The organism is Rhizobium sp. WYJ-E13, from assembly GCF_018987265.1.
Lineage (GTDB): Bacteria > Pseudomonadota > Alphaproteobacteria > Rhizobiales > Rhizobiaceae > Rhizobium.
In genome coordinates this window covers 1,030,060-1,056,273 of record NZ_CP076853.1, presented here as the reverse complement: position 1 = coordinate 1,056,273, position 26,214 = coordinate 1,030,060, and the positions used below count along the sequence as shown (strand labels likewise).

Annotated in this window: 23 protein-coding genes; 2 read left to right on the top strand and 21 right to left on the bottom strand. The window is 60.3% G+C overall.

The window, feature by feature from the left end; all coding sequences use genetic code 11:
* Positions 1-33: 33 nt before the first annotated feature.
* A complete protein-coding gene (dnaE, locus tag KQ933_RS05280; protein WP_216757704.1) occupies positions 34-3,519 on the bottom strand; it encodes a DNA polymerase III subunit alpha in 3,486 nt (1,161 codons plus the stop codon).
* 312 nt (positions 3,520-3,831) lie between these two features.
* On the opposite strand from dnaE, the gene KQ933_RS05275 reads away from it, so the two are divergent.
* Positions 3,832-4,293, top strand: a complete 462-nt coding sequence (locus tag KQ933_RS05275) for a DUF5680 domain-containing protein (RefSeq protein ID WP_216757703.1) — start codon at positions 3,832-3,834, stop codon at positions 4,291-4,293.
* A 3-nt stretch (positions 4,294-4,296) separates the two neighbouring features.
* Here the strand turns inward: KQ933_RS05275 and KQ933_RS05270 are convergent, their stop codons facing one another.
* Genes KQ933_RS05270 through proS form a run of 3 tightly spaced genes read right to left on the bottom strand, consistent with a single transcriptional unit; the run spans position 4,297 to position 7,680 of the window.
* Positions 4,297-4,980 carry an ABC transporter ATP-binding protein gene (locus KQ933_RS05270; RefSeq protein WP_216757702.1) on the bottom strand — a complete coding sequence of 228 codons (684 nt, stop codon included), beginning with the start codon at positions 4,978-4,980 and terminating at the stop codon, positions 4,297-4,299.
* 56 nt (positions 4,981-5,036) lie between these two features.
* Positions 5,037-6,341 (bottom strand): lipoprotein-releasing ABC transporter permease subunit, encoded by a 1,305-nt coding sequence (locus KQ933_RS05265; RefSeq protein WP_216757701.1) that lies wholly within the window; start codon positions 6,339-6,341, stop codon positions 5,037-5,039.
* A gap of 16 nt (positions 6,342-6,357) precedes the next feature.
* Positions 6,358-7,680 carry a proline--tRNA ligase gene (gene proS, locus KQ933_RS05260; protein WP_216757700.1) on the bottom strand — a complete coding sequence of 441 codons (1,323 nt, stop codon included), beginning with the start codon at positions 7,678-7,680 and terminating at the stop codon, positions 6,358-6,360.
* Here proS and KQ933_RS05255 point away from each other — a divergent pair.
* Entirely contained in the window at positions 7,679-7,957 is a 279-nt protein-coding gene (locus KQ933_RS05255; RefSeq protein ID WP_253958276.1) for a hypothetical protein, read from the top strand. The genes proS and KQ933_RS05255 overlap by 2 nt on opposite strands.
* Positions 7,958-8,268: 311 nt before the next feature.
* Here the strand turns inward: KQ933_RS05255 and KQ933_RS05250 are convergent, their stop codons facing one another.
* From KQ933_RS05250 to KQ933_RS05170, 17 genes are all read right to left on the bottom strand, one after another.
* The gene (locus tag KQ933_RS05250) at positions 8,269-8,544 is read right to left on the bottom strand and encodes a DUF1467 family protein (protein WP_183730177.1); all 276 of its coding nucleotides are present in this window, start codon (positions 8,542-8,544) and stop codon (positions 8,269-8,271) included.
* Between the two features lie 217 nt (positions 8,545-8,761).
* Complete coding sequence (gene mce, locus KQ933_RS05245) at positions 8,762-9,166, bottom strand: methylmalonyl-CoA epimerase (protein WP_216757699.1); 405 nt, start codon at positions 9,164-9,166, stop codon at positions 8,762-8,764.
* 3 nt (positions 9,167-9,169) lie between these two features.
* Positions 9,170-10,840, bottom strand: a complete 1,671-nt coding sequence (locus KQ933_RS05240) for a ribonuclease J (RefSeq protein WP_216757698.1) — start codon at positions 10,838-10,840, stop codon at positions 9,170-9,172.
* A 17-nt stretch (positions 10,841-10,857) separates the two neighbouring features.
* Positions 10,858-11,622, bottom strand: a complete 765-nt coding sequence (locus KQ933_RS05235) for a biotin--[acetyl-CoA-carboxylase] ligase (RefSeq protein WP_216757697.1) — start codon at positions 11,620-11,622, stop codon at positions 10,858-10,860.
* Positions 11,622-13,067, bottom strand: coding sequence for an NADH-quinone oxidoreductase subunit NuoN (gene nuoN / locus KQ933_RS05230; RefSeq protein WP_216757696.1), 1,446 nt, complete (start codon positions 13,065-13,067; stop codon positions 11,622-11,624). Before nuoN ends, KQ933_RS05235 begins: the two co-directional genes overlap by 1 nt.
* Positions 13,068-13,081: 14 nt before the next feature.
* The gene (locus KQ933_RS05225) at positions 13,082-14,593 is read right to left on the bottom strand and encodes an NADH-quinone oxidoreductase subunit M (RefSeq protein ID WP_216757695.1); all 1,512 of its coding nucleotides are present in this window, start codon (positions 14,591-14,593) and stop codon (positions 13,082-13,084) included.
* Complete coding sequence (gene nuoL / locus KQ933_RS05220; RefSeq protein WP_216757694.1) at positions 14,593-16,590, bottom strand: NADH-quinone oxidoreductase subunit L; 1,998 nt, start codon at positions 16,588-16,590, stop codon at positions 14,593-14,595. Before nuoL ends, KQ933_RS05225 begins: the two co-directional genes overlap by 1 nt.
* A gap of 7 nt (positions 16,591-16,597) precedes the next feature.
* On the bottom strand, positions 16,598-16,906 hold the full coding sequence (gene nuoK / locus KQ933_RS05215) for an NADH-quinone oxidoreductase subunit NuoK (RefSeq protein ID WP_007823900.1): 309 nt from the start codon (positions 16,904-16,906) through the stop codon (positions 16,598-16,600).
* Positions 16,907-16,931: 25 nt separating this feature from the next.
* Entirely contained in the window at positions 16,932-17,549 is a 618-nt protein-coding gene (locus KQ933_RS05210; RefSeq protein ID WP_183730201.1) for an NADH-quinone oxidoreductase subunit J, read from the bottom strand.
* Positions 17,550-17,690: 141 nt separating this feature from the next.
* Entirely contained in the window at positions 17,691-18,182 is a 492-nt protein-coding gene (gene nuoI / locus KQ933_RS05205) for an NADH-quinone oxidoreductase subunit NuoI (RefSeq protein ID WP_183730204.1), read from the bottom strand.
* Positions 18,183-18,218: 36 nt separating this feature from the next.
* Entirely contained in the window at positions 18,219-19,265 is a 1,047-nt protein-coding gene (nuoH, locus tag KQ933_RS05200) for an NADH-quinone oxidoreductase subunit NuoH (RefSeq protein ID WP_183730207.1), read from the bottom strand.
* Positions 19,266-19,277: 12 nt separating this feature from the next.
* Positions 19,278-21,359: an NADH-quinone oxidoreductase subunit NuoG gene (gene nuoG, locus KQ933_RS05195; RefSeq protein WP_216757693.1), complete on the bottom strand. Its 2,082-nt coding sequence runs from the start codon at positions 21,357-21,359 to the stop codon at positions 19,278-19,280.
* A gap of 224 nt (positions 21,360-21,583) precedes the next feature.
* Entirely contained in the window at positions 21,584-22,246 is a 663-nt protein-coding gene (locus KQ933_RS05190) for a 5' DNA nuclease (RefSeq protein ID WP_216757692.1), read from the bottom strand.
* Between the two features lie 4 nt (positions 22,247-22,250).
* Positions 22,251-23,555 (bottom strand): NADH-quinone oxidoreductase subunit NuoF, encoded by a 1,305-nt coding sequence (nuoF, locus tag KQ933_RS05185; protein ID WP_216757691.1) that lies wholly within the window; start codon positions 23,553-23,555, stop codon positions 22,251-22,253.
* A 12-nt stretch (positions 23,556-23,567) separates the two neighbouring features.
* Positions 23,568-24,713, bottom strand: a complete 1,146-nt coding sequence (locus KQ933_RS05180) for an NADH-quinone oxidoreductase subunit E (RefSeq protein ID WP_216757690.1) — start codon at positions 24,711-24,713, stop codon at positions 23,568-23,570.
* A gap of 16 nt (positions 24,714-24,729) precedes the next feature.
* Complete coding sequence (locus KQ933_RS05175) at positions 24,730-25,002, bottom strand: hypothetical protein (RefSeq protein ID WP_183730222.1); 273 nt, start codon at positions 25,000-25,002, stop codon at positions 24,730-24,732.
* A complete protein-coding gene (locus KQ933_RS05170; RefSeq protein ID WP_183730224.1) occupies positions 25,002-26,192 on the bottom strand; it encodes an NADH-quinone oxidoreductase subunit D in 1,191 nt (396 codons plus the stop codon). The genes KQ933_RS05175 and KQ933_RS05170 overlap by 1 nt, the downstream gene beginning before the upstream one ends.
* Between the last annotated feature and the right edge of the window lie 22 nt (positions 26,193-26,214).

The following is a 26,214-nucleotide window of genomic DNA, read 5'->3' as shown; positions in this document are numbered from 1 at the left end:
AGGCAACCGGCGCAGTGCCGGTCGCTTTCCCGTTCAGACGAGTTCGACGTCGACGACGCCAGGGGCAGCCCGCAAGGCCGCGGCGATCTCCGGCGTGATGCGATACTTGTCCTGCAACACCACCTCGACCTCACGCTTGCCCTCTTCCTTGATGACGATGAAGGAGACGAGGCCGTCGCCCTTGGCGTTCAGATGTGCTGCGACAGCGCGCAGCGGGCCGGAGTCGCGGACATAGACGCGCAGCGCCTTCTGCATCTGCAACGACTTTTCTTCCAGCGACTGGATGGTCTGCAGCCGCAGGCTGACACCTTCCGGCCGTTCCTCGCCGATCGCGGTGATGACGAAGGACTTTCCGGGCTCCAATATGTCACGATACTGGTTCAGCATTTCGGAGAAGAGCACGGCTTCGAACTGGCCGGAGGAATCCGAAAAGACGATGATACCCATCTTGTTGCCGGTGCGCGTCTTGCGCTCCTGTTTGGAAATCACCGTACCCGCCAGTCGCCCGTTCGCAGCGCCCTGCTTCACCGCCGTCGAGAAGTCCGCGAAGGTCTGTACGCGCATCTTCTGAAGGATGTTGTTGTAGCTGTCGAGCGGATGGGCGGTCAGGTAGAAGCCCAGCACCTGGAATTCCTTGAGCAGCCGCTCCGAGGCAAGCCACGGCGAGAATGGCGGCAGGGCGATCTTTTCCGGACCTGAGGACAGCGCACCGCCGAAGATATCCGACTGGCCGCTCAGCTTGTTTTCCTGGGCGCGCTGTGCATAGCCGAGCACGCGGTCGAGACCAGCCGAAAGCTGGGCGCGATCCAGGTTGAAGCAATCAAAGGCGCCGGCATAGATCAGGCTTTCCAGCACGCGGCGGTTTACCTGGCGTGGATCGATGCGCAGGCAGAAATCCTCGATGCTGGCGAAGGGCTTATCGCCGCGCATTTCGACGATGTGATCGACGGCGGATTCACCGACCCCCTTGAGAGCCGCAAGTGCGTAGTAGATACGGTTGTCACCGGTCTCGAACTGACGGAAGGAGGTCTGGACGGAGGGCGCGATGACCTCGATACCAAGGCGCTTGGCATCCTGACGGAAGTCGTTGACCTTTTCGGTGTTCGACATATCGAGCGTCATCGACGCTGCCAGGAACTCGACCGGATAATGCGCCTTCATATAGGCCGTCTGATAGGAGACGATGGCGTAGGCGGCAGCATGCGACTTGTTGAAGCCATAGTTTGCGAACTTTGCCAAGAGTTCGAAGATGTTGTCGGCCTGCGGCTTCGACACGCCGTTCTTGACTGCACCGTCGACGAAGCGTTCGCGCTGCTGGTCCATTTCGGCCTTGATCTTCTTACCCATGGCGCGGCGCAGAAGATCGGCTTCGCCGAGCGAATAGCCCGACAGGACCTGGGCGATCTGCATCACCTGTTCCTGGTAAACGATAACGCCCTGCGTTTCCTTGAGAAGATGGTCGATCGTTGGGTGGATCGATTCCAGCTCTTCGTCACCGTGCTTGCGGGCATTATAGGTCGGAATATTCTCCATCGGGCCGGGACGGTAGAGCGCCACGAGCGCGATGATGTCTTCGATGCAGTCCGGCTTCATGCCGATCAGCGCCTTGCGCATGCCCGCACTTTCAACCTGGAACACGCCAACCGTCTCGCCGCGCGAGAGCATCTCATAGGTCTTCTTGTCGTCGAGCGGGATCTTGGCGAGGTCGACCTCGATGCCGCGCTTCCTGCAGAAGTCGACGGCGACCTTGAGCACCGTCAGCGTCTTCAGGCCAAGGAAGTCGAACTTCACCAGGCCCGCCTGCTCCACCCACTTCATATTGAACTGGGTGACCGGCATGTCGGAGCGCGGATCGCGATACATCGGCACGAGCTTCGACAGCGGGCGGTCGCCGATCACGATCCCGGCGGCGTGGGTCGAGGCGTGGCGATAGAGGCCTTCGATCTTCTGGGCGATATCCAAGAGCCGCGCGACGACCGGCTCTTTGGCGGCCTCTTCCTGCAGCTTCGGCTCTTCCTCGATCGCCTTGGACAGAGGCGTCGGGTTTGCTGGGTTGTTCGGCACGAGTTTGCAGATCTTGTCGACCTGGCCATAGGGCATTTCCAGCACGCGGCCGACGTCGCGCAATGCGGCGCGCGCCTGCAGCGAACCGAAAGTGATAATCTGCGCCACCTGCTCGCGGCCGTATTTCTTCTGCACGTAACGGATCACCTCTTCACGGCGATCCTGGCAGAAGTCGATATCGAAATCCGGCATCGAGACGCGCTCCGGATTGAGGAAGCGTTCGAAAAGCAGCGAGAAGCGCAGCGGATCCACATCGGTAATCGTCAGTGCGTAGGCGACCAATGAGCCCGCACCCGAACCGCGGCCCGGGCCGACCGGGATGTCATGCTGCTTGGCCCATTTGATGAAGTCCGCAACGATCAGGAAGTAGCCGGGGAACTTCATGCGCTCGATAACGCTGAGCTCGAATTCCAGCCGCTCGCGATAATCCTTCTCCTCGTAGCCGGCCGACATGCCGAGCGTGGCCAGACGCATGTCGAGCCCCTCCTCCGCCTGCCGGCGAAGTTCTAGCGACTCTGCGCGCTCGGCCTCTTCGGGATCGTCTGTCGCGCCGGTGAAGCGCGGCAGGATCGGCTTGCGGGTCTTCAGAACGAAGGAGCAGCGCCGGGCGATCTCAACGGTATTATCAAGCGCCTCAGGCAGGTCGGCGAAGAGCTTTTCCATCTCCGCGCGGCTTTTCAGATAGTGATCCGGGGAGAGACGGAAACGGCTGTCGTCGGACACGATGGCGTTATGGGCGACCGCCATCAGCGCATCGTGGGCGTCATAATCGTCGCGCGTCGGGAAGAAGGCTTCATTGGTCGCGACCAGCGGCAGGTCGTGCTTATAGGCAAGGCCGACAATTTTCTGTTCGTGCCGCTTGTCATAAGCGCCGTGCCGCTGCAGTTCGACATAGAGCCGATCCCCGAAGATCCGCTTCAGCGTCAGCAGCCGGGTCTCCGCCGCAGCGGCGTGGCCGTCCTTGAGCGGCATGTCGATCGGCCCGGTCGAGGCACCCGTCAGCGCTATCAGGCCCTCCGTGCCGATCTCATCAAGCCACGAGGCGCGGACATGAATTGTCGAGTTGCCCTCGCCACCGAGATAGGCGCGGCTGACGAGATCGACCAGCCGTTCGTAGCCTGCATCGGTGGCGGACAGAAGCACGATGGAAGGCAGCTTGACCAGCGCCTGCTGGCCTCCCCGCTTCTCGGTTTCGAGACCGTCTTCCATATCGATCGACACCTGGCAGCCGATGATCGGCTGCAGCCCGTCATCCATCGCTTTCTGGGAGAACTCCAGTGCAACGAAAAGATTGTTGGTATCAGTGATGGCAATCGCCGGCTGGTTGTCGCCCGCTGCCTTGTAGAGGATCTTTTTGAGAGGCAATGCGCCTTCGAGCAGCGAATAGGCAGAGTGAACCCTCAGATGAACGAAGCCCGGCTTGCCGCCGATCGCACCCTGTTCCGCATCCGCCATAACATGCCCTTCCAACTGCCTCATTGAAGAGTGCGCATTGTCGGCATTGAAGGCGATTCTGTCCAGAAAAAGTCCCGCCGCGGGATCGCATGGCTGCCATGCGATCCCCTGAATTCTTACATTGCCATGACGATCAACGAGAAGCTGGCAATGAACATTGCGATGGAGGTGAATGCTGCGATATCACGGATCATGTCAGTCATCTGGCTCTCCTTTGCTCTTATGTTTTTACTTTGTTCCATGTATGTTCTATTGTCAACAGGGTTACCCCCCACTTCCGCGGGACATGGTTAACATCGGAGCAAAGGGACTATGGACGTTTTGGAACTCAATAGCTTCATTGTCGAAGCCAAATCGCAGACATATGTCGCCGGCGCGAAGTCGCAGCCATCCTACCGGATCGGTGCCCACGACATCGGTTATAAGCGCGGCATCTGGCGCTATCTCGACAGCTATTTCGGCGGCACGGATTTTGCCGGTCAGGAAGTTGTGTGGCTGGAGGAAAAGCCGGTCTGGGCGATGAACTATTTCGGGCGGATCATCGAGCCCGGGATCATCGACGGGACTGTCGCAGGCACCATCATTAGCGCGGCGCTGTCACAGCTCTACAAGCAGGGGCGCTTCCTCGGCGGCATGGTATTCGATCATTCGCTGGGGCGCTATGTCGATACGAGCGAAGGCGACTGCACACATTTTCGCGGTCACGAATTCATTCTCGTGGATGGCCAAAAGGCCTATGAGCTCGACTATCGCGGCGGGCTGATTATTCCCTGATAATCAGAAATCCACGACCTTGCCGTCGGAGATCGTTACGCGCCGGTCCATGCGCCGGGCAAGCTCGTGGTTGTGGGTGGCGATCAGCGCGGCAAGGCCGGACTGGCGCACCAGGGCCTCCAGAGCGTCGAAGACATAGCTGGCAGTCTCCGGGTCGAGATTACCGGTCGGCTCGTCGGCCAAAAGCAGTCTAGGCGCATTGGCGACGGCGCGGGCAATCGCCACACGCTGCTGCTCGCCGCCGGAAAGCTCGCCCGGGCGATGCGTACCGCGGTGGCCGATGCGCATATAATCCAGAAGCATCTTTGCGCGCTCGCTCGCTTCCTTCCATGAGAGGCCGGCGATGAGCTGCGGCATCATGATGTTCTCCTGCGCCGAGAATTCCGGCAGCAGGTGATGGAACTGATAAACAAAGCCGATCTCACCGCGACGGATGGCCGTGCGCTTGTCATCGGAAAGGCCGTTACAGGGGCGACCGTTGACCGATACCTCGCCGCCGTCAGGATGCTCCAGCAGCCCTGCGATATGCAGCAGCGTCGACTTGCCGGTGCCTGACGGCGCCACCAGCGCCACCATTTCACCACTCGACAGGGTGAAATCGGCGCCCTTGAGGATAGTCAGCAGCGTTTCGCCCTGGCCATAGTGGCGCTCGACGCCCGAAAGCTTGAGAACGACATTGCGTTTCATGAATGCGGCATTCCTTGGATTTGGCCTTGGATCATGCATGACCTTGGATCTCGGCCTTATTCGGAACGAAGGGCCTGGACGGGGTCGAGGCGGGAGGCGCGCCAGGCCGGGAAGATCGTCGCGATGAAGGAAAGCGTCAGCGCCATGGCGACGACGGAAATCGTCTCGCTCACATCCATTTCCGCCGGAAGCTGACTGAGGAAGTAGAGCTGCGGATCGAAAAGCACCGTGCCAGAGACCCATGAGAAGAACTGGCGGATGGACTCGATGTTGATGCAGACGAACACGCCGAGCAGCACGCCGGCGATCGTGCCGACAATGCCGATCGCAGCCCCCGTCATGAAGAAGATGCGCATGATGGCGCCGGAGCTTGCGCCCATTGTGCGCAGAATGGCGATGTCGCTTCCCTTGTCTTTCACCAGCATGATGAGGCCGGAGATGATGTTGAGTGCGGCGACGAGCACGATCAGCGTCAGGATCATGAACATCACGTTGCGCTCGACCTGCAGGGCCGAAAAAAAAGTCTGGTTGCGCTGGCGCCAGTCGGTGATGGCAATCTGCCGGCCGGCGGCCTGCTCGACCTTGGGTCTCAAATTATCGATGTCGTCAGGGTTGTCGACGAAGAGCTCAATCGACTGCACCAGCCCGTCGGCATTGAAATAGAGCTGCGATTCCTCGAGCGGCATGTAGATGATCGAGGCATCGTATTCCGACATGCCAATCTCGAAGAGGCCGGAAATCTTGTAGGATTTGATGCGCGGGTTGACGCCCATCGGCGTCACATCACCTTCCGGTGATGTCAGCGTAATCAGGTCGCCCGCCCTGAGTCCCAGCTGATCGGCCATGCGGCTTCCAACCAGAACGCCGTCGCCCGCGGCAAAACCCACCATATCACCGGACTTGATGTTATCGGAGACCGTCTTGAGCTTGGTCAGGTCCTCGGCCCGTGTGCCGCGCACGAGCGCGCCGGTGCTGCCGCCCGTCTGCGAAGAGGCCAGCACCTGACCTTCCACCAATGGCAGCGCCATCTTGATACCGGGCACCGCCTCGAATTTCTTCACGAGATCGGCATAGTCGGTGAACGGACCATCGACCGGCTGGATGATCATGTGGCCGTTGATGCCAAGGATGCGGGAGACGAGTTCCGTCCGGAACCCGTTCATGACAGCCATGACGATGATGAGCGTCGCAACGCCCAGCATGATGCCGACGAAGGAGAAGCCGGCGATGACCGAGATGAACGCCTCCTTGCGGCGGGCGCGCAGATAGCGCCACGCCACCAGGCGTTCGAATGTGGAGAATGGCTTGCCAGCCGGACCCAAGCCGGATTTGGAACTCCGGTCCACTGCTGCCTCTGCCATTTCGCCTCCGTCTTTCTTAAGCCACGAACCTGTTGATCGCCGCCTCGATGGTCATCGTTTCGCGGGCACCGGTCTTGCGGTCCTTCACTTCCACTTCGCCGTTCGCGACCGCGCGCGGACCGGCAATGATCTGGTACGGCACGCCGATCAGATCGGCAGTCGCAAACTTGGTACCCGCGCGGTCGTCCGTGTCGTCATAGAGCACGTCCTTGCCCGCCTTGGTCAGCGCCGCGTAGATCAGCTCGCAGGTGCCGTCGCAGGCCTCGTCGCCGGCCTTCATGTTGATGACCACGACATCGAAGGGTGCGACCGACTCCGGCCAGATGATTCCGTTCTCATCATGCGATGCTTCGATGATGGCGGGAACAAGGCGCGTCGGGCCGATACCGTAGGAACCCATGTGAACGAAGTGTTCCTTGCCATCAGGCCCTTGCACCTTCGCGCCCATCGGCTCGGAATACTTCGTACCGAAGTAGAAAATATGGCCGACTTCGATGCCGCGCGCAGAAAGACGCTCGCCTTCCGGAATGGCATTGAAGGCCGCCTCGTCGTGCATTTCCGAAGTCGCGGCATAAAGCGACGTCCACTTGTCGAAGATCGATTTCAGGCCGTCGACGCTGTCGAAATCCGTGTTTTCCGCGGGGATATCGAAGTTGACGAAATCCTTGTGGCAGAAAACCTCGGACTCGCCCGTATCGGCAAGGATAATGAATTCGTGGCTGAGATTGCCGCCAATCGGTCCGGTATCGGCGCGCATCGGAATGGCGCGCAGGCCGAGACGATCGAACGTGCGCAGATAGGCGGTGAACATCTTGTTATAGGAATGCTCTGCCCCTTCGCGCGTCAAATCGAAGGAATAGGCGTCCTTCATCATGAATTCGCGCGAGCGCATGGTGCCGAAACGCGGACGGATCTCGTCACGGAATTTCAGCTGAATGTGATAGAGATTGAGCGGCAGGTCCTTGTAGGACTTGACCGAAGAACGGAAGATATCCGTGATCATTTCTTCGTTGGTCGGGCCGTAGAGCATCGGACGGTCCTGGCGGTCCTTGATGCGCAGCATCTCCTTGCCGTAGGCGTCATAGCGGCCGCTCTCCTGCCAGAGTTCGGCCGACTGTAGCGTCGGCATCGAAAGCTCGATGGCGCCCGCCCGGTTCTGCTCTTCGCGGATGATATTGTTGACCTTGTCCAGCACCTTCTTGCCCAGCGGCAGCCAGGAATAGATGCCCTGCGACTGCTGGCGGATCATGCCGGCGCGCAGCATCAGCCGGTGGGAGACGATTTCCGCCTCCTTGGGATTTTCCTTGAGGATGGGTATGAAGAAGCGGGACAGACGCATGGCGGATTCCGGTACAGTTGAGACGCCGCTTACCCAAGCGGAATCGACGGTCTTTGATAAAGATGGGAGCGTTCATAACCGCTTCGCGACAGGAAAGAAACCCGCGACCGGCGCGAGCACCCTCCCGCAGACGCATGTTAGCGCCCACAAATTCAGCAGGCGCGAAAAAGCGCGTATTTATAAGGACTTGAAGGTAAATCTTGTCAACAGAAAAATTTTGCGTGAGTGTAGCAAAAATGCAAAAAAAGCTGATGACAAAGCACAATCTTTGGGCTAGTTTTAGCTCACAAAACAGGCAAGAAGGTTAAATTCTTGCCGAATTCGCGGTCAAGTCTTGGGAGGATCAGATCTTAGGCGCGCTTGTCGCTGCCCCGGTAACGGTTAAGGATCACGCGATACTTAAAACAAGGCTTTTAGCCTTGTTTTTTTTTGCTTTTTCGGCTCCCGATTGCCCCGAAAATCGAGCCATCCTACGTTAGGTGAGCCCGCTTTCCGTTACGCAAGCTCTTTGCCCACTTGCGTGACGTGCATATGACAGTTTTTCGCGGTCGCGTTTACATTTGCTCAAAGTTTGAGCAAAAGACATCCCTAATAGAAGCTAGGCCCTATTTGTGGAAGTGCGTCGAAGCCGAAACCGAAATAGGTCGAGCAGACGTACCAGATGCCGTAAATGGCGCCGGAGACGAGTGTCGTCAGAGAGAAGACGAAAAGCGGACGAAAGCGCGTCGGCGCGCTTGGAACCGTGCCAAGCACGATGTCATTGTCCTCCGCCTGCGTGCGCAGGCCGATCGGCAGGACAGCAAAAAGCGTGATCCACCAGATGATGAAGTAGACCGCGAATCCCTGGAGGAAGGCCTGAAACATGTTGGTTCCCGTCGATATGCGCCTTACAGCATCAGGTTTTCCGAAAATCGGAATCGATTTTCGGAAAACCTGAAGCGTTGATTCAAAGAGCTAGAGCGCCCCTGATGCGCCCGAATGGATGCACGGCGCTCTAGCACTTCGTTGTGCGTGCTTATAAGCGGGAATGCTGGCCAATTCAAAGGCTGTGGATAATTTGGGTCACTCTGCCGCAGCGCGGTCAGATCTGCTCCAGCTCAATGAGCGTCCCGAAGAAATCCTTCGGATGAAGGAAAAGCACCGGCTTGCCATGAGCACCGATCTTTGGCTCGCCGTTGCCAAGCACTCTCGCCCCTGACGCCGTAAGCCGGTCTCGGGCGGTGAGGATATCCTCGACCTCGTAGCAGATGTGGTGCATGCCACCCGCGGGGTTCTTCTCGAGGAAGGCTGCAATCGGCGAGGCGTTACCGAGCGGCTCCAGCAACTCCACCTTGGTATTCGGCAGCTCTACGAAGACGACCGTGACACCATGCTCCGGCAGCGCCTGCGGCTCGGAAACCACGGCGCCCAGCGTGTCACGATAGCTTGCGGTCGCAGCAGCAAGATCGGGCACGGCGATGGCGATATGGTTCACCCGGCCGAGCATCGTTCAGACCCTGGTGATGAAAACGGTGACGACGGGCTTCTTGCCCCAGATGTGATTGGCGGCAGCGCGCACGGCACGGCGCACGGCCTCCTGTACCATGTCGATATCCTTCCGGCGGGCGCGTGGAATGCTCTCAAACGCACCGATCGCGGCGTCGAACAACGCATCTTCCATATCCTCGCCCTCGTCATCATAGGCCGGCAAGCCGATCGCGACGAGATCGGGCTCCCCGATGATGTCGTAACGGCCGTCGAGCACGATGCTCACGGCGACATGGCCGACATAGGCAAGCTTCTTGCGCTCGCCGATACCCATCTCATCAAAGTCACCGATCAGCGACCCATCCTTGTAGATTCGGCCATGCGGCGCTTCGTCGATCACCTCGGCCGGCCCCGGCGCGAGCCGCAGCACGTCGCCGTTGCGCACACGCGGGACTGTCGCGATACCGGATTGTTCGGCGAGCTCCTTGTGGGCCGTCAGATGCGTCGCCTCGCCATGCACGGGCACGACGATCTTCGGCCGTGTCCATTCGTACATCTTCTGCAGCTCGTTGCGGCGCGGATGGCCAGAGACATGCACCAGCGCCTCTGTATCAGTGATGATGTGAACGCCCTGCTCCACAAGGCCGTTCTTGATATCCTGGATTGCCTTCTCGTTACCGGGGATGGCACGCGAGGAGAAGACGACGATATCGCCGGCGGTGAACGCCACGTTGCGCATCTCGTCACGGGAAAGCTTGGCAAGGGCAGCGCGCGGCTCGCCCTGGCTGCCCGTGAGGATGACCACGACCTTGTCGCGCGGAATGAAACCGTAATCCTCCTCGGAGATGAACGGCTTTATGCCCTCCATCAGTCCGATGTCCTGAGCGACATTGCACACACGCTTCAGCGAGCTTCCAAGCAGCAGTACCTCACGGCCCGCCGCCTCGGCGGCTTCCGCGACGGTGCGGATACGGCCGACATTCGAGGAGAAGGTGGTGATGGCCACGCGTCCCTCGGCATCTTCGATGATCTTGCGCAGGCTCTCCGAGACATCCTTCTCCGAGGGCGACACGCCATCGCGCAGCGCATTGGTGGAGTCGCAGAGCAGTGCCAGCACGCCTTCATCGCCAAGCTGGCGGAAACGCATCTCGTCGGTCAGCGGTCCAAGCGATGGCTCGTGATCGATCTTCCAGTCGCCGGTGTGGATGACATTGCCGAGCGGCGTGCGGATCATCAGCGACATCGGTTCGGGGATGGAGTGATTGACGGCAACACCTTCGATGCTGAAGGGACCGACATTGATCGTATCGCCCGCCTTGAAGATCGTCACCGGCACTTCGCCGATCGCATCCTTCTCGAAATTGCGCTTGGCTTCCAGCAGGCCGGCGGTGAAGGGCGAGGCGTAGACTGGAACATTCAGGCCCGGCCAGAGGTCGGCGAGCGCGCCGTAGTGATCCTCATGAGCGTGGGTGATGATGATCGCCTTGAGGTTCTTGCGCTCATTGGCGAGGAAGCGGATATCCGGCAGGACGAGATCGACACCCGGTAGATCCGGCCCCGGAAAGGTAACGCCGCAATCCACCATGATCCACTGGCGATGATCCGCCGGGCCGTAGCCGTACAGCGCGAGATTCATGCCGATCTCGCCGACGCCGCCCAGGGGCAGGAATACCAGTTCGTCCTGTTTCGCCATAATGTCTATTTTTTCCACTATCCAAAGAATACATCGCCGGCCGCAATCGGCATCATCCTGCCTGTGCCGGTATCGAGCATCAACAGGCCATTATCATCTATCCCGGCGAAATATCCGGAAATCGACCGGTCGGGCAGATTCACGGTTATCTTTTCGCCGATACCACAGGCGACGGCACGCCACCGCGCCGTGACCTCGGCAATACCCTGTCCTTCATTCCAGATATCCAGCACGTCGGCCATCGAGGCAAAGAGATGGGCGAAGAGCTCTTCGGGCGAAGCTGCACTTCCCTGATCGCGCAGGCAGGTGACGGGATAGATAGGATTGTCGGGCATGACCGACACATTGATGCCGATGCCGATCACGACAGCGTGACGACCATCCGCCAGCCGTTCACCCTCCACGAGGATACCGCAGGTCTTCTTGCGTCCGATCAGGATATCGTTCGGCCACTTCACCTCCAGCGGCTCGGCGCCGGGCGGCAGCACGCTGCGGACCGCCTGATGCACGGCGACGGCGATTGCCAGCGGCAGGGAGGCAAGGCGCTCCATCGGCGCCGGATCGATCAGAAGAAGGGAAGCGTAGAGATTGCCGCGTTCCGAAACCCAGGGACGGCCCCGACGGCCCCGGCCGCCGGTCTGTCGTTCGGCGGTCACCCAGAGCAGGCCGCCGTCCCCTGCCCGAGCCCGGGCAAGGCATTCCGTGTTGGTCGACGACGTATCCGACAAGGCCTCGTGCCTGATATCGCCGAGCGATATCCGGCGCCGCTTGTCGAAAGGCATCAGAACAGCGTTGCCGCAGCGAGTTCGGCCGCGCCGCCGATCGGGCCGCCGATGAGAACATAGGCGGCGACGAAAAGACCGGAGAGACCGAAGACGAGACGCAGCGAACCGGAGACGCGGGCGAATTCGCCGGTCGCCTCATCGAACCACATCAGCTTGATGACGCGCAGATAGTAGTAGGCGCCGACGACCGAGGCCAGAACACCGATGACGGCAAGCGCATAGAGCTTTGCCTCGATGGCGGCGACGAAGACGAAGTACTTCGCGAAGAAGCCTGCGAGCGGCGGGATACCGGCAAGCGAGAACATCAGCGCGGTCAGCACGACAGCCATGAATGGGTTCGTCGTCGACAGGCCGGCGAGATCGCTGACGTTTTCGACAACCGTGCCGTCCTTGCGGCGCATCGACATGATGATCGCGAAGGAGCCGAGCGTCATGACCATGTAGATCGCCATGTAGAGCATGACGCCGGTGACGCCCGTCTGGTTGCCAGCGGCAAGGCCGACCAGCGCGTAACCCATATGGCCGATCGACGAATAGGCCATCAGTCGCTTGATGTTCTTCTGGCCGATCGCCGCAAACGAGCCGAGCAGCATGGAGGCGATCGAGATGAAGACGATGACCTGCTGCCAGTCGGTCAATACCGGCTGGAACGCGCTGATGACGATGCGTGTCATCATCGCCATGGCGGCAACCTTCGGTGCGCTTGCCAGGAAGGCGGTGACCGGGGTCGGCGCGCCTTCATAAACGTCCGGCGTCCACATGTGGAAGGGAACGGCCGAGATCTTGAACGCGATGCCGGCGAGGATGAAGACGAGGCCGAAGATCAGGCCGAGCGAGCGAGCGCCCTCGACCGTCAGAGCCTGGGCTACATCGGCAAAGTGCGTGTGGCCGGTGAAGCCGTAGACCAGCGACATGCCGTAGAGAAGCATGCCCGACGACAGGGCGCCGAGCACGAAATACTTCAGGCCGGCTTCCGTCGACTTCAGGCTGTCGCGGTTAATCGCAGCGATGACGTAGATCGCCAGCGACTGCAGCTCGAGGCCGAGATAGAGCGCGATCAGGTCGTTTGCCGAGATCATCAGCATGATACCGAGCGTGCACAGCACCAGGAGAACCGGGAACTCGAACTTGTCGAGCTGGTTTTCCTTCGCCAGGCCCATCGACATGAAAAGCGCGACAAACGAGCCGATCAGCGCCAGCACCTTCATGAAGCGGGCGAAGCCGTCAGCGAGGTAGACACCGCCATAGGCGAGGCCGTCACCGGGAACGAAGATCAGCCAGAGGCCAGAGATGGCAATCACGATCATCGCCAGCGTGCTGACGAGCGGACCGGACCGCTCACCCGCAAAGACGCCGATCATGAGCAGGACGAGGGCACCGATCGCGAGGATGATTTCCGGCGCGGACAGGTACAGGCTCAGGGAGATTGTTTCAGCAGTCATGTCCTAAAGTCCCGTCATTTCATCGACAGCGCAACATTCTGCGCTGCCTGCACTGCGGCCGAATAGCTGTTGATCAGGTGGTCTACGGAAGCCGCGGTCGCATCGAAGACCGGAGCCGGATAGACACCGAAGAAAATGGTGAGCGCGATCATCGGGTAGAGGATGATCTTTTCACGCGGCGAAAGGTCGAGCAGGGCCTTCAGCTTTTCCTTCTCCAGCGCGCCGAAAATCACCCGGCGATAGAGCCAGAGCGCATAGGCGGCCGAAAGGATGACGCCGGTGGCGGCAAAAAGCGCAACCCAGGTATTGGCGCGGAAGACGCCGATCAGCGTCAGGAATTCGCCGATGAAGCCCGACGTGCCCGGCAGGCCGACGTTCGCCATGGTGAAGACCATGAAGGCGACGGCGTATTTCGGCATGTTGTTGACCAGGCCGCCGTAAGCCGCGATCTCGCGGGTGTGGGTGCGGTCATAGACGACGCCGACACAGAGGAAGAGAGCGGCCGAAACGATACCATGCGACAGCATCTGGAAGATCGAACCCTGCAGACCCTGTGCATTGGCCGCGAAGACGCCCATCGTCACGTAGCCCATGTGGGCAACCGAAGAATAGGCGATCAGCTTCTTCATGTCGTCCTGCATCATCGCAACCAGCGAGGTGTAGATGATGGCGATGACGGACATGGCGAAGACGAGCGGCGCGAAATAGTCCGATGCGACCGGGAACATGCCGATCGAGAAGCGGATCAGACCGTAGCCGCCGAGCTTCAGGAGCACGCCTGCCAGGATGACCGAACCTGCCGTCGGCGCCTGGACGTGTGCGTCCGGGAGCCAGGTGTGGACCGGCCACATCGGCATCTTTACCGCGAAGGAGGCGAAGAAGGCGAGCCACAGCCAGGTCTGCATCGCCGGCGGGAACTTGTAGGCCAGCAGTTGGGCGATATCGGTCGTGCCGGCCTGCCAGTACATGGCCATGATGGCGAGCAGCATCAGAACCGAGCCGAGCAGCGTGTAGAGGAAGAACTTGTAGCTCGCATAGACGCGGTTCGCACCACCCCAGACACCGATGATGAGGAACATCGGAATGAGGCCGCCTTCGAAGAAGACGTAGAAGAGAACGATATCGAGCGAGACGAAGACACCGACCATCATCACTTCGAGGATGAGGAAGGCAATCATGTATTCCTTCAGACGCTTCTCGATCGAGAGCCAGCTTGCGAGCACGCAGAAGGGCATCAGGAAGGTCGTGAGGATGATGAACAGCATGGAAATGCCGTCCACACCGACATGGTAGCCGATGCCGGTGCCGAGCCAGCTATGCTGCTCGATCATCTGGAAGCCTGGATTGGCGTTGTCAAAACCGATCCAGATGAAGAGCGAAAGGATGAAGGTGAAGACCGTGGTGATCAGCGAGATCCACAGCACGTTCTTGCGGCCATTCTCGGTTTCGCCGTTCATCAGCAACAGGAGCACCACGCCGACAAGCGGCAGGAAGGTGACCGTTGAAAGAATAGGCCAATCGGTCATCAGAAGGAACTCCCGAGCATCATCCAGGTAACGAGCGCCGCAATGCCGATCAGCATCGCGAAGGCATAGTGATAGAGGTAGCCGGTCTGCAGGCGCACGACGCGGTCGGTCACGTTGACCACGCGAGCAGCAACGCCGTTCGGACCGTAGGCATCAATGACGCCGACGTCACCCTTCTTCCACAGGAAGCTGCCAAGCGCCTTGGCAGTGCGGACGAAGAGGAAGTCGTAGAGTTCGTCGAAATACCACTTGTTGAGCAGGAACTGGTACAGAACGCGGTGCTGCTGAGCGAGCTTGCGCGGCGTCGACGGCGACCTGATGTACATGTACCAGGCAATCACGAAGCCGAGCAGCATGGCGATGAACGGGCTGAGGCCGACCCATACCGGAACATGATGGAATTCTTCCACCAGTTCGTTCTCGGCGCCGGTGAAGAGCGCGCCCTTCCAGAACTCGGCATATTCTTCGCCGTAGAAGCGGCCTTCGAAGAGCACGCCGGCAAAAACTGCACCAATGGCGAGGAGGTAGAGCGGCACCAGCATGACCTGCGGTGACTCGTGGACGTGATGCATGACCTCGTGCGAAGCTCGCGGCCTGCCGAAGAACGTCATGAAGATCAGGCGCCAGGAATAGAAGCTCGTGAAGAGAGCGGCAATAACCAACAGCGTGAAGGCAAAGCCCGCGACCGGCGAATGCGACGCATAGGCGGCCTCGATGATGACGTCCTTGGAGAAGAAGCCGGCAAAGCCGATCGGCGTGAAGGGAATGCCGACGCCTGTGATCGCCAGCGTGCCGATGATCATCATCCAGAACGTCACCTTGATGTGCGGACGCAGGCCACCCATGTAGCGCATGTCCTGCTCGCCGTCGACGGCGTGGATGACCGAGCCGGCGCAGAGGAAGAGCAGGGCCTTGAAGAAGGCATGCGTGAAGAGGTGGAAGATTGCCGCGCCATAGGCACCGACGCCGAGAGCGACGAACATGTAGCCGAGCTGCGAGCAGGTCGAATAAGCGATGACGCGCTTGATGTCGTTCTGCACGAGGCCGACGGTCGCCGCGAAGAAGGCGGTGATCGCGCCGATGATCGTGACGACCACGAGCGCATCCGGCGAGTGTTCAAAGATCGGCGACATGCGGGCGACGAGGAAGACGCCGGCGGTCACCATGGTTGCGGCATGGATGAGTGCGGAAACCGGCGTCGGGCCTTCCATGGCGTCCGGCAGCCAGGTGTGCAGCAGGAACTGCGCCGACTTACCCATCGCGCCCATGAAGAGCAGCAGGCAGGCGCCGGTCAGCGCATGCGCCTTGTCGAGATGCATGCCGAAAAGGTTCAGGATCACTTCGCCGGCTTCACCGCCGCCTTCCGCCGGAGCGAAGGTCGCAGCATTGGCGAAGATCGTATCCAAGTTGATCGAGCCGAACAGCACGAAGACGGTAGCGATACCAAGCACAAAGCCAAAGTCGCCGACGCGGTTGACGATGAAGGCCTTCATCGCAGCAGCCGATGCCGAGGGCTTCTTATACCAGAAGCCGATCAGCAGATACGAGGCCAGACCGACGCCTTCCCAGCCGAAGAACATCTGCGCGAGGTTGTCGGAGGTCACCAGCATCAACATGGCGAAGGTGAAGAGCGAGAGATAGGCGAAGAAGCGCGGGCGATGCGGATCGGTGTGCATGTAACCGATCGAGTAGATATGCACCAGCGTCGAGACCGTGTTGACGACGATCAGCATGACCGAGGTCAACGTATCGACACGCAGCGACCAGGAGACGTCGATGCCGCCGGACTGGATCCAGCGCAGAACCTCGACCTTGATGGCGCCCTCGGGATGACCGAGCGCGACCGTGAAGAAGACGACCCAGGACAGGACGGCGGCGACGATCATCAGGCCGCTAGTGACATATTCCGACGCCTTGGCGCCGATCGCGCGGCCGAAAAGGCCGGCGATGATCGCGCCGATCAGGGGAAGGAAGACGATAGCCTTATAGAGGAACATGAGCCGCTCAGCCCTTCATCATATTGACGTCTTCGACCGCGATCGAACCGCGGTTGCGGTAGAAGACAACGAGAATTGCAAGACCGATCGCCGCTTCTGCAGCAGCAACGGTCAGGATGAACAATGCGAACACCTGGCCGACGATGTCGTTGAGGAACGATGAGAAGGCGACCATGTTGATGTTGACCGACAGCAGGATCAATTCGACCGACATCAGGATGACGATGATGTTCTTCCGGTTCAGGAAAATACCGAAGATGCCGATCGTGAAGAGGATGGCGCTGACCGTGAGATAGTGGGAGAGTCCGATGACCATGTTCTTTGTTCCTTGACCTCTCGGTTCAGTTCACGCCCTGCCCCGGCTTGACCTTGACCACCTCGACGGCAGTCGCGGGCGTGCGGGCAACCTGGCGGGAAATATTCTGCCGCTTGATGTTGGTGCGATGCCTCAGCGTCAGCACGATCGCGCCGATCATGGCGACCAGCAGGACCAGACCGGCGATCTGGAAGAAGTAGACGTAATTCGTGTAGAGCACGTCGCCGAGCGCGGCCGTATTGGTGCGCTCGGTGAGAGCCGGGATCGGCATGGCGACCGTCTTGGCGACCTCCGGCGAGATCACGCTGCCGCCGACAACGACGATCAGCTCAGCCGCGAGGATGAGGCCGATCAGCGCGCCGATCGGCGCATATTCGAGAACACCGGCGCGAAGCTCAGTGAAGTCGATGTCGAGCATCATCACCACGAAGAGGAAGAGAACCGCGACCGCGCCGACATAGACGACGAGCAGGATCATCGCCAGGAATTCGGCACCCAGCAGCAGGAAGAGACCGGCCGCATTGAAGAACACCAGGATCAGGAACAGAACCGAGTGAACCGGGTTCTTCGCCCAGATAACCATGAACGCCGACGCTATCGCGACAAAGGCGAAAAGATAGAAAAATAGAGCCTGCAGACCCATGTTGGTGCCTTTTTCATCTTCCCCCGGGCAGCCGGGAGTTTCCCTGCCCGATAGGACCTCGCACAGCTTTCGCCGGCAAAGCCCCGGTGCATGTTGACCGCGGCAGGCAAGAGCGCCCTCTCCACGGCATTTCAATCTCAATCAGCGGTACGGCGCATCGATCGCAATGTTGCGGGCGATTTCACGCTCCCACCGGTCGCCGTTTTCGAGCAGCCGCTGCTTGTCGAAGTAGAGCTCTTCACGGGTTTCGGTGGCGAATTCGAAATTCGGGCCTTCGACGATCGCATCGACCGGGCATGCCTCCTGGCAGAAGCCGCAATAGATGCACTTCACCATGTCGATATCGTAACGCACCGTGCGGCGCGTGCCATCGTTGCGGCGCGGGCCGGCTTCGATGGTGATCGCCTGAGCGGGACAGATCGCTTCGCACAGCTTGCAGGCGATGCAACGCTCTTCGCCGTTCGGATAACGGCGCAGCGCATGTTCGCCGCGGAAGCGCGGGCTGACCGGCCCCTTTTCGAAAGGGTAGTTGATCGTCGCCTTCTGCTTGAAGAAGTAGCGCATCGACAAGAAGAAGGCGCCGACGAATTCCTTAAGGAAAAGCGAGTTGATGGAGGCGGACAGGCTTCCCATCTTATTCTCCCATTTTGCCGGAAACGAGGTTGGACATCAGCCGGCCCATCCCGTCAGTTTCAGCACGAATGCAACGATGACGACCATGGCGAGCGACAGCGGAAGGAAGACCTTCCAGCCGAGACGCATGAGCTGGTCGTAGCGGTAACGCGGCACGAAAGCCTTGACCATGGCGAACATGAAGAACACCAGGCACGCCTTCAGCATGAACCAGATGATGCCGGGCACCCAGTTGATGAGCCAGAAGTCGACCGGCGGCAGCCAGCCACCGAGGAAGAGGATCGTCGTCAGCGAGCACATCAGGACGACGGCCGCATATTCGCCGAGCATGAACATCATGTAGGGAGCAGAGCCGTATTCGACCATGAAGCCGGCGACGAGTTCCGATTCGGCTTCCGGAAGGTCGAAGGGCGGGCGGTTCGTCTCGGCGAGCGCCGAGATGAAGAAGACGATGAACATCGGGAAGAGCGACAGCCAATGCCAGTCGAGGAACGATGCCGGCAGGCCGAGCATGGTGCCAAGGCCCGTATGCTGCGCATTGACGATATCGGTCAGGTTCAGCGAACCGACGCAGAGAAGTACCGTGACAATGACGAAACCGATCGAAACCTCATAGGACACCATCTGCGCTGCCGAGCGCAGCGCGCCGAGAAACGGATACTTCGAGTTCGAAGCCCAGCCGCCCATGATGATGCCGTAAACCTCAAGCGAAGAGATCGCGAAGATATACAGAATGCCGACATTGATGTTGGCAATCACCCAGCCGTCGGCGAGCGGCACGACCGCCCAGGTCGACAGCGCCAGAAGCACGGTGACCAGCGGAGCCAGCAGGAAGACCGCCTTATTGGCTCCGGCCGGAATGACCGGCTCCTTGAAGACGAACTTCAGAAGGTCGGCGAAGGACTGGAACAGGCCGAAGGGACCGACGACGTTCGGCCCGCGGCGAAGCTGGACGGCAGCCCAGATCTTGCGGTCGGCAAGCAGGACGTAAGCGATGAAGACCAGCAGGCAGACGAGCAGCAGCAGCGACTGACCGATCATGATGATCGCCGGCCAGACATAGGTCGAGAAGAAAGAATCCATGAGTTCCTGCCCTTACTCTGCCGCGACTTTGAAATTGTTGCGGGCCAATGCCGAGCACTCGGCCATGACAGCCGAGGCGCGCGCTATCGGGTTCGTCAAATAGAAGTCTTTGACCGGCGACGCAAACCCGGATTTGTTCATCTTGCCGGCTTTTTTCGCCAGTGCGGCAATTTGGGCGCTGTTACCTTCGGCGATCTCGTCGACAGCCGCAAAATGCGGGAATGCCGCATAGAGCTTGCCGCGCAATTCGCCGAGCGAATCAAAGGAAAGCTTCTTGCCGAGCACGTCGGAAAGGGCGCGAATGATCGCCCAGTCCTCGCGGGCGTCGCCCGGTGCGAAGCCGGCGCGGTTGCCGATCTGGACGCGGCCTTCGGTGTTGACCCAAGTACCGGACTTTTCCGTATAGGCGGCAGCCGGCAGGATGACATCGGCACCATGTGCGCCGTTATCGCCATGCGAGCCGATGTAGACCGTGAACTTCGCGGTCTTGGCTGCGAGGTCGAACTCATCGGCACCGAGCAGGAAGAGCACGTCCATGGCTTTCAGCATGTCGGCAGCGTTGACGCCGTTGGCGCCCGGCACGAAGCCGAGATCGAGGCCGCCGACGCGGGAGGCCGCAGTGTGGAGCACGGCAAAACCGTTCCAGCCTTCGGCGAGCGCGCCGACATTGACGGCGAGCTTGGCGGCTGTTGCGAGAACGCCTGCGCCGTCGGTACGGGTCAGAGCACCCTGGCCGATAATGATCATTGGCTTGGACGCCTTGGAAAGAACCTCTGCGAAGGCGTGGCCGCCGTCGAGAATGTCCTTCAGCGTGTCCGGACCAGCACCGAGATAATCATACTTGTAACGCATCTCGCCGCCTTCACCGATCACACCGATCGGGAAGCCGCCGCGACGGTAACGCTTGCGGATGCGAGCGTTGAGGATTGCAGCCTCGAAGCGCGGGTTCGCGCCGATGATGAGCAGCGCGTCAGCCTGTTCGATGCCCGCAATGGTCGGATTGAAGAGGTAGCTTGCACGGCCGAGCGACGGATCAAGTGCCGCCCCATCCTGGCGACAGTCGAGGTTCTCGGAACCAAGCGACTTCACCAATTCGGAGAGCGCGTACATTTCTTCGACCGAAGCGAGGTCTCCGGCGATCGCACCGATTTTGTCGCCCGATGTCGCAGAAACGGCTGCCTTGATGGCGCCGAAGGCTTCGCCCCAGGTCGCCGGCTGCAGACGGCCGCCCTTGCGGACGTAGGGCCGGTCGAGGCGCTGCGTCTTCAGGCCGTCCCAGACGTGGCGGGTCTTGTCCGAAATCCACTCTTCGTTCACGGCTTCATTGACGCGCGGCAGAATGCGCATGACTTCGCGGCCACGCGTATCGACACGGATCGCGGAGCCGACGGCGTCCATGACGTCGATCGATTCGGTCTTGTTCAGTTCCCACGGACGGGCCGTGAAAGCGAAGGGTTTGGAGGTCAGGGCACCGACCGGGCAGAGGTCGACGACGTTGCCCTGCAGCTCCGAGGTCATGGCCTGCTCGAGATAGGTGGTGATTTCGGCGTCCTCGCCGCGGCCGATCAGGCCGAGTTCGGAGATGCCGGCGACCTCAGTCGTGAAACGGACGCAACGCGTGCAGTGAATGCAGCGGTTCATGACCGTCTTGACGAGCGGGCCGATATACTTGTCCTCGACGGCGCGCTTGTCTTCCTGATAGCGCGACGTGTCGATGCCGAAGGCCATGGCCTGGTCCTGCAGGTCGCATTCGCCACCCTGGTCGCAGATCGGGCAATCGAGCGGATGGTTGATCAGCAGGAATTCCATCACGCCTTCGCGGGCCTTCTTGACCATCGGCGTGTTGGTGAAGACTTCAGGCAGTTCGCCGTTCGGGCCGCCGCGGATATCGCGCACGCCCATGGCGCAGGAAGCCTGAGGCTTCGGCGGGCCGCCCTTGACCTCGACGAGGCACATGCGGCAATTGCCGGCAACCGACAGACGCTCATGGAAGCAGAAGCGCGGAACTTCAGCACCGGCTTCTTCGCATGCCTGAAGCAGCGTGAAATGATCCGGAACTTCGATCTCGTTACCGTCAATCCTCAGTTTTGCCATCGTCACTCAGTCCTGTTTCCCATTCGCCGGGTACCGGCAAACAAACCTATTTTTGCAACATCCATATTGCCAAGGCGGTTATTTCATCCGTCCTGGCGCTGGTATTGCCCAAATTTTCCTTTGCCGGTTCCGAGACCCGGAACCCGCCATCGGTTTTACGACCCGGAGTCCCTGCCCCGTCGATCGATCCGCCACTCCTCCAGCCATCGCATTCGGCCGGAAATTTACTTCTTCCTGCGCCCCCGCGTCGCCAGCACCTTGGCCTGGCCGACCCAATCGTCGCGCAGGATACGGCCGTCGACGCCGAGTTCGGCATCCAGGCTCGCAATCTCAGCATCGCTCCATGCCGCGATATCGGCGAAGGTACGGATGCCCTTTCCGTTCAGCACCTGCTCCAGCTTCGGACCGATGCCGGCGATCAGCTTGAGATCGTCAGCCTTCCTGGACCTTGCGGCTGGCTTGGCCTTGGCAGCTGCAGCAGGCTTTGCACCCTTCTCGGCCGGGGCCTTGGTGGAAACCACCGTCAGCTTCGGCTTTGCCGCCTTGCGAACCAGCTCGGTCTTTTCAGCCGGCCGGCGGATATTCTCCGGACGGACATCCATCTCCGGCGCGTCTTCATCCGGCGGCGTTTCGTCGAGCGCTGCGGCAGCCATGTTTGCCGTTTCGAGCGCCCCCTGCAGCGCGCCGAAGAAGGCGCCAGCCATCTGTGTGGAGAGGCCGAAACCGATCGCCGTTGCCGCGGCGAATGCCGCCGCCGGATGTGCCATCAGTGGATGAATGGGCATGGCACGCGCATTTTCCAGCATACCGGCAGCAAGACGACCGAAGTCAGCCGCGAAATCGGCGGCCCCTTCCCTCACCTTGCTGTCGGACGTGCTGGTCGTCATGTGCTTACTCCGCCGCCTCCAGAACCGCACCGTGATCGAGGGCATTGGCCGTGTACTGGTCGATGCGGGCTTCGATTTCCGGACGGAAGTTACGGATCAGACCCTGCACCGGCCATGCGGCGGCATCGCCGAGCGCACAGATGGTGTGGCCTTCGATCTGCTTGGTAACCTGGAACAGCATGTCGATTTCGCGCTTCTGCGCGTTACCGCGCGCCATACGCTCCATCACGCGCCACATCCAGCCCGTGCCCTCGCGGCACGGCGTGCACTGGCCGCAGCTCTCATGCTTGAAGAAGGCCGAGATACGGGCAATCGCCTTGATGACGTCGGTGGACTTGTCCATGACGATCGAGGCAGCCGTACCGAAGGAGGAGCCGACGGCGCGCAGGCCGTCGAAGTCCATCGGGCAGTCGATGATGTCCTTGGCCGGAACGATCGGGCACGATGCACCGCCCGGAATGACGGCAAGCAGGTTGTCCCAGCCGCCGCGGATACCGCCGGCATGCTTGTCCACCAGCTCGCGGAAGGTGATGCCCATTTCTTCTTCGACGGTGCACGGCTTGTTGACGTGACCAGAGAGCATGAACAGCTTGGTGCCGACATTGTTCGGACGGCCGATGGAGGAGAACCAGCCGGCGCCACGGCGCAGGATTGTCGGAGCAACGGCGATCGATTCAACATTGTTGACCGTCGTCGGGCAGCCATAGAGACCCATGTTTGCCGGGAATGGCGGCTTCAGACGCGGCTGGCCTTTCTTGCCTTCGAGGCTTTCGAGCAGCGCGGTTTCTTCACCGCAGATATAAGCGCCGGCGCCATGGTGGACATAGATGTCCATGTCCCAGCCGAGCTTGTTGTTCTTGCCGAGCAGGCCGGCATCGTAGCATTCGTCGATTGCGGCCTGCAGGGCTTCGCGCTCGCGGATATATTCGCCGCGCACATAGATATAGGCCGCATTGGCACCCATAGCGAAACTTGCGATCACGCAGCCTTCGATCAGCGTGTGCGGATCGTTGCGCATGATGTCGCGGTCCTTGCAGGTGCCGGGCTCCGATTCGTCGGCATTGACGACGAGGTAGTGCGGACGGCCGTCGCTCTGCTTCGGCATGAAGGACCACTTGAGACCGGTCGGGAAGCCTGCGCCGCCACGGCCGCGAAGGCCGGATGCCTTCATCTCGTCGATGATCCAGTCGCGGCCCTTTTCGAGGATCTGTTTGGTGCCATCCCAATGGCCGCGGCTCATCGCGCCTTTCAGGGATTTGTCCTTGAGGCCGTAGATGTTGGTAAAGATGCGGTCTTTATCTTGTAGCATGTCTCACACCTCTTACCGCGGCTTCTTGCCGAAGACCTTGATATATTCCGCTTCGCCGCCCTTGGCGAGCGCCTTGGCCTGTTTGACCCAGTCGTCGCGCTCAATGCGGCCGCGGAAATTCAGGAAGCTATCGACCCATTCGCGTTCGGCCTTCTTCCAGCCCGCGATCTGCGCGAAGGTGAAGATGCCGATTTCATGTAACGTCGCTTCGATCTTCGGACCGACGCCGGAGATCATCTTGAGATCATCGGGAGCAGCGGGCTTTTCGATGCCGGCCGGGCGATTCTTGTCGGTCAGCGACGGCTTTGCGGTGGTTTCAGCAGCAGTCGCCTTCGGCGCCGGCTCGGAAGCGGCAGTGCCCGACAGCGGCTGAACTTCGGCAGCCTTCGCATTCTTGGCCGATGCCTTGGGCGACGTCGCCGGCGTCTTCAGCGAGGCGTTGGTCTCGGCATCCGTACTCTTCGGGCGAGCGGCCTCAGAGGGAGGAACCGGCGCGCCGTCGACAGCAGCAGCCGGGGCTTTGCCAGTCCGGGTGCGGGGCGCAGTCACGTCGTCGAGAAGCGTCGTCCGGCCGCCCTCGGGCGAGGACAGGTGACGGTCGATCTGCGGACCGACCTTGACGCTGGCGCCGTTGCCGGCAGCAAACGTATCGATGATCTCTTCCAGGCGTTCCGGCGTCAGGTCCTCATAGGTGTCCTTGCCAATCATCACCATCGGAGCGTTGACGCAGGCCCCGAGACACTCGACTTCTTCCCAGGACAAAGTGCCTTCGGCGTTGCGTTCGAACGGGTGCTGGTGGATCTTGCTGCGGCAGACGCCCATCAGCTTTTCCGAGCCACGCAGCATGCAAGGTGTCGTGCCGCAGACCTGCACGTGAGCGCGGGTGCCGACCGGATGCAGCTGGAACTGGGTGTAGAAGGTCGCGACTTCGAGAACACGGATATAGGCCATGTCCAGCATATCGGCGATCTTTTCGATCGCCGGGCGGGTGACCCAACCATCCTGCTCCTGCGCACGCATCAACAGCGGAATGACCGCGGACTGCTGACGGCCTGCGGGATATTTCTGAATCGTCTTTTCCGCCCAGACCGCGTTTTCATCGCTGAAAGCGAATGCGGCCGGCTGGAATTGATCTTCGGCTAATCGACGAACGGACATTCTTCCTCACGCCTTGTCAGTTTAGCGTTCCACACCGCGAAGCAGTCAGAGACTGCATTTCACAGGCATAGGCCGACTGGTCTTTTTGCATAAATACCACAAACTTGCCGCCGTTCGGCACGGCGGCCTTGATTTGATAGCCCTTGGACAAAAGGTCGCCCATGGACGATTGCTCTGCCGGCGGCTGCGCTTCTTCGTGGCCCAGCGGCGTGCCGAGCTTTCCGGCTTCCTGCGCAAAGGCAGCGGAAGCCGAAAGAAGGAGAGCTGCTGCAAGCGACAGAGCCTGCATTACCGGTCCACCTCGCCGAACACGATGTCGAGCGAGCCGAGAACGGCCGCGACGTCGGCAAGCTGGTGACCACGGCACATGAAGTCCATCGCCTGCAGATGCGCATAACCCGGAGCACGAATCTTGCAGCGATAGGGCTTGTTGGTGCCGTCGGAAACGAGATAGACGCCGAACTCACCCTTCGGCGCTTCGACGGCAGCGTAAACCTCGCCGGCGGGAACGTGATAGCCTTCAGTGTAGAGCTTGAAGTGGTGGATCAGCGCTTCCATCGAACGCTTCATCTCGCCACGCTTCGGCGGAACGACCTTGCCGTCGATCGAGGAGAACGGTCCCGTCTTGGCATCACCGAGCAGGCGGTTCACGCACTGCTTCATGATCTTCACGGATTCGCGCATCTCGATCATGCGGATCAGGTAACGATCGTAGTTGTCGCCGTTCTTGCCAACCGGAATGTCGAACTCAAGATCCGAATAGCATTCATAGGGCTGCGCGCGGCGCAGGTCCCAGGCCGCGCCCGAACCGCGCACCATGACGCCCGAGAACCCCCAGGCCCAGCAATCTTCCAGCGAGACGACGCCGATATCGACGTTACGCTGTTTGAAGATGCGGTTGCCGGTCAGAAGGTCGTCGATATCGTCGAGCTTGCCTGGGAATTCGTCGCACCATTTGCCGATATCCTGCACGAGCTGTTCCGGCAGGTCCTGGTGAACGCCGCCCGGACGGAAGTAAGCGGCATGCATGCGGGAGCCGCTGGCGCGCTCATAGAACACCATCAGCTTTTCGCGCTCTTCGAAGCCCCAGAGCGGCGGCGTCAGCGCACCGACGTCCATGGCCTGCGTGGTGACGTTCAGCAGATGCGACAGGATACGGCCGATTTCCGAATAAAGGACACGGATGAGCTGGCCGCGAATCGGGATTTCCAGGCCGATCAATTTCTCGACGGCCAGCGCATAGGCATGCTCCTGGTTCATCGGCGCCACGTAGTCGAGGCGATCGAAATAGGGAACGGCCTGCAGGTAGGTCTTGGTTTCAATCAGCTTTTCGGTCCCGCGGTGCAGCAGGCCGATATGCGGATCGACGCGCTCCACGATTTCGCCATCAAGCTCCAGCACAAGACGCAGAACGCCGTGCGCTGCCGGATGCTGCGGCCCGAAATTGATGTTGAAGTTACGGACGTTATGTTCGGTCATGGCGATGGGCTCGCTTTTTTGG

Excerpts from the sequence above, each read along its gene's own strand:
- dnaE (WP_216757704.1), bottom strand. The coding sequence starts at position 3,519 with ATGGCGGATGCGGAACAGGGTGCGATCGGCGGCAAGCCGGGCTTCGTT.
- KQ933_RS05275 (WP_216757703.1), top strand. The coding sequence starts at position 3,832 with ATGGACGTTTTGGAACTCAATAGCTTCATTGTCGAAGCCAAATCGCAG.
- KQ933_RS05270 (WP_216757702.1), bottom strand. The coding sequence starts at position 4,980 with ATGAAACGCAATGTCGTTCTCAAGCTTTCGGGCGTCGAGCGCCACTAT.
- KQ933_RS05265 (WP_216757701.1), bottom strand. The coding sequence starts at position 6,341 with ATGGCAGAGGCAGCAGTGGACCGGAGTTCCAAATCCGGCTTGGGTCCG.
- KQ933_RS05255 (WP_253958276.1), top strand. The coding sequence starts at position 7,679 with ATGGCGGATTCCGGTACAGTTGAGACGCCGCTTACCCAAGCGGAATCG.
- proS (WP_216757700.1), bottom strand. The coding sequence starts at position 7,680 with ATGCGTCTGTCCCGCTTCTTCATACCCATCCTCAAGGAAAATCCCAAG.
- KQ933_RS05250 (WP_183730177.1), bottom strand. The coding sequence starts at position 8,544 with ATGTTTCAGGCCTTCCTCCAGGGATTCGCGGTCTACTTCATCATCTGG.
- mce (WP_216757699.1), bottom strand. The coding sequence starts at position 9,166 with ATGCTCGGCCGGGTGAACCATATCGCCATCGCCGTGCCCGATCTTGCT.
- KQ933_RS05240 (WP_216757698.1), bottom strand. The coding sequence starts at position 10,840 with ATGGCGAAACAGGACGAACTGGTATTCCTGCCCCTGGGCGGCGTCGGC.
- KQ933_RS05235 (WP_216757697.1), bottom strand. The coding sequence starts at position 11,622 with ATGCCTTTCGACAAGCGGCGCCGGATATCGCTCGGCGATATCAGGCAC.
- nuoN (WP_216757696.1), bottom strand. The coding sequence starts at position 13,067 with ATGACTGCTGAAACAATCTCCCTGAGCCTGTACCTGTCCGCGCCGGAA.
- KQ933_RS05225 (WP_216757695.1), bottom strand. The coding sequence starts at position 14,593 with ATGACCGATTGGCCTATTCTTTCAACGGTCACCTTCCTGCCGCTTGTC.
- nuoL (WP_216757694.1), bottom strand. The coding sequence starts at position 16,590 with ATGTTCCTCTATAAGGCTATCGTCTTCCTTCCCCTGATCGGCGCGATC.
- nuoK (WP_007823900.1), bottom strand. The coding sequence starts at position 16,906 with ATGGTCATCGGACTCTCCCACTATCTCACGGTCAGCGCCATCCTCTTC.
- KQ933_RS05210 (WP_183730201.1), bottom strand. The coding sequence starts at position 17,549 with ATGGGTCTGCAGGCTCTATTTTTCTATCTTTTCGCCTTTGTCGCGATA.
- nuoI (WP_183730204.1), bottom strand. The coding sequence starts at position 18,182 with ATGGGAAGCCTGTCCGCCTCCATCAACTCGCTTTTCCTTAAGGAATTC.
- nuoH (WP_183730207.1), bottom strand. The coding sequence starts at position 19,265 with ATGGATTCTTTCTTCTCGACCTATGTCTGGCCGGCGATCATCATGATC.
- nuoG (WP_216757693.1), bottom strand. The coding sequence starts at position 21,359 with ATGGCAAAACTGAGGATTGACGGTAACGAGATCGAAGTTCCGGATCAT.
- KQ933_RS05190 (WP_216757692.1), bottom strand. The coding sequence starts at position 22,246 with ATGACGACCAGCACGTCCGACAGCAAGGTGAGGGAAGGGGCCGCCGAT.
- nuoF (WP_216757691.1), bottom strand. The coding sequence starts at position 23,555 with ATGCTACAAGATAAAGACCGCATCTTTACCAACATCTACGGCCTCAAG.
- KQ933_RS05180 (WP_216757690.1), bottom strand. The coding sequence starts at position 24,713 with ATGTCCGTTCGTCGATTAGCCGAAGATCAATTCCAGCCGGCCGCATTC.
- KQ933_RS05175 (WP_183730222.1), bottom strand. The coding sequence starts at position 25,002 with ATGCAGGCTCTGTCGCTTGCAGCAGCTCTCCTTCTTTCGGCTTCCGCT.
- KQ933_RS05170 (WP_183730224.1), bottom strand. The coding sequence starts at position 26,192 with ATGACCGAACATAACGTCCGTAACTTCAACATCAATTTCGGGCCGCAG.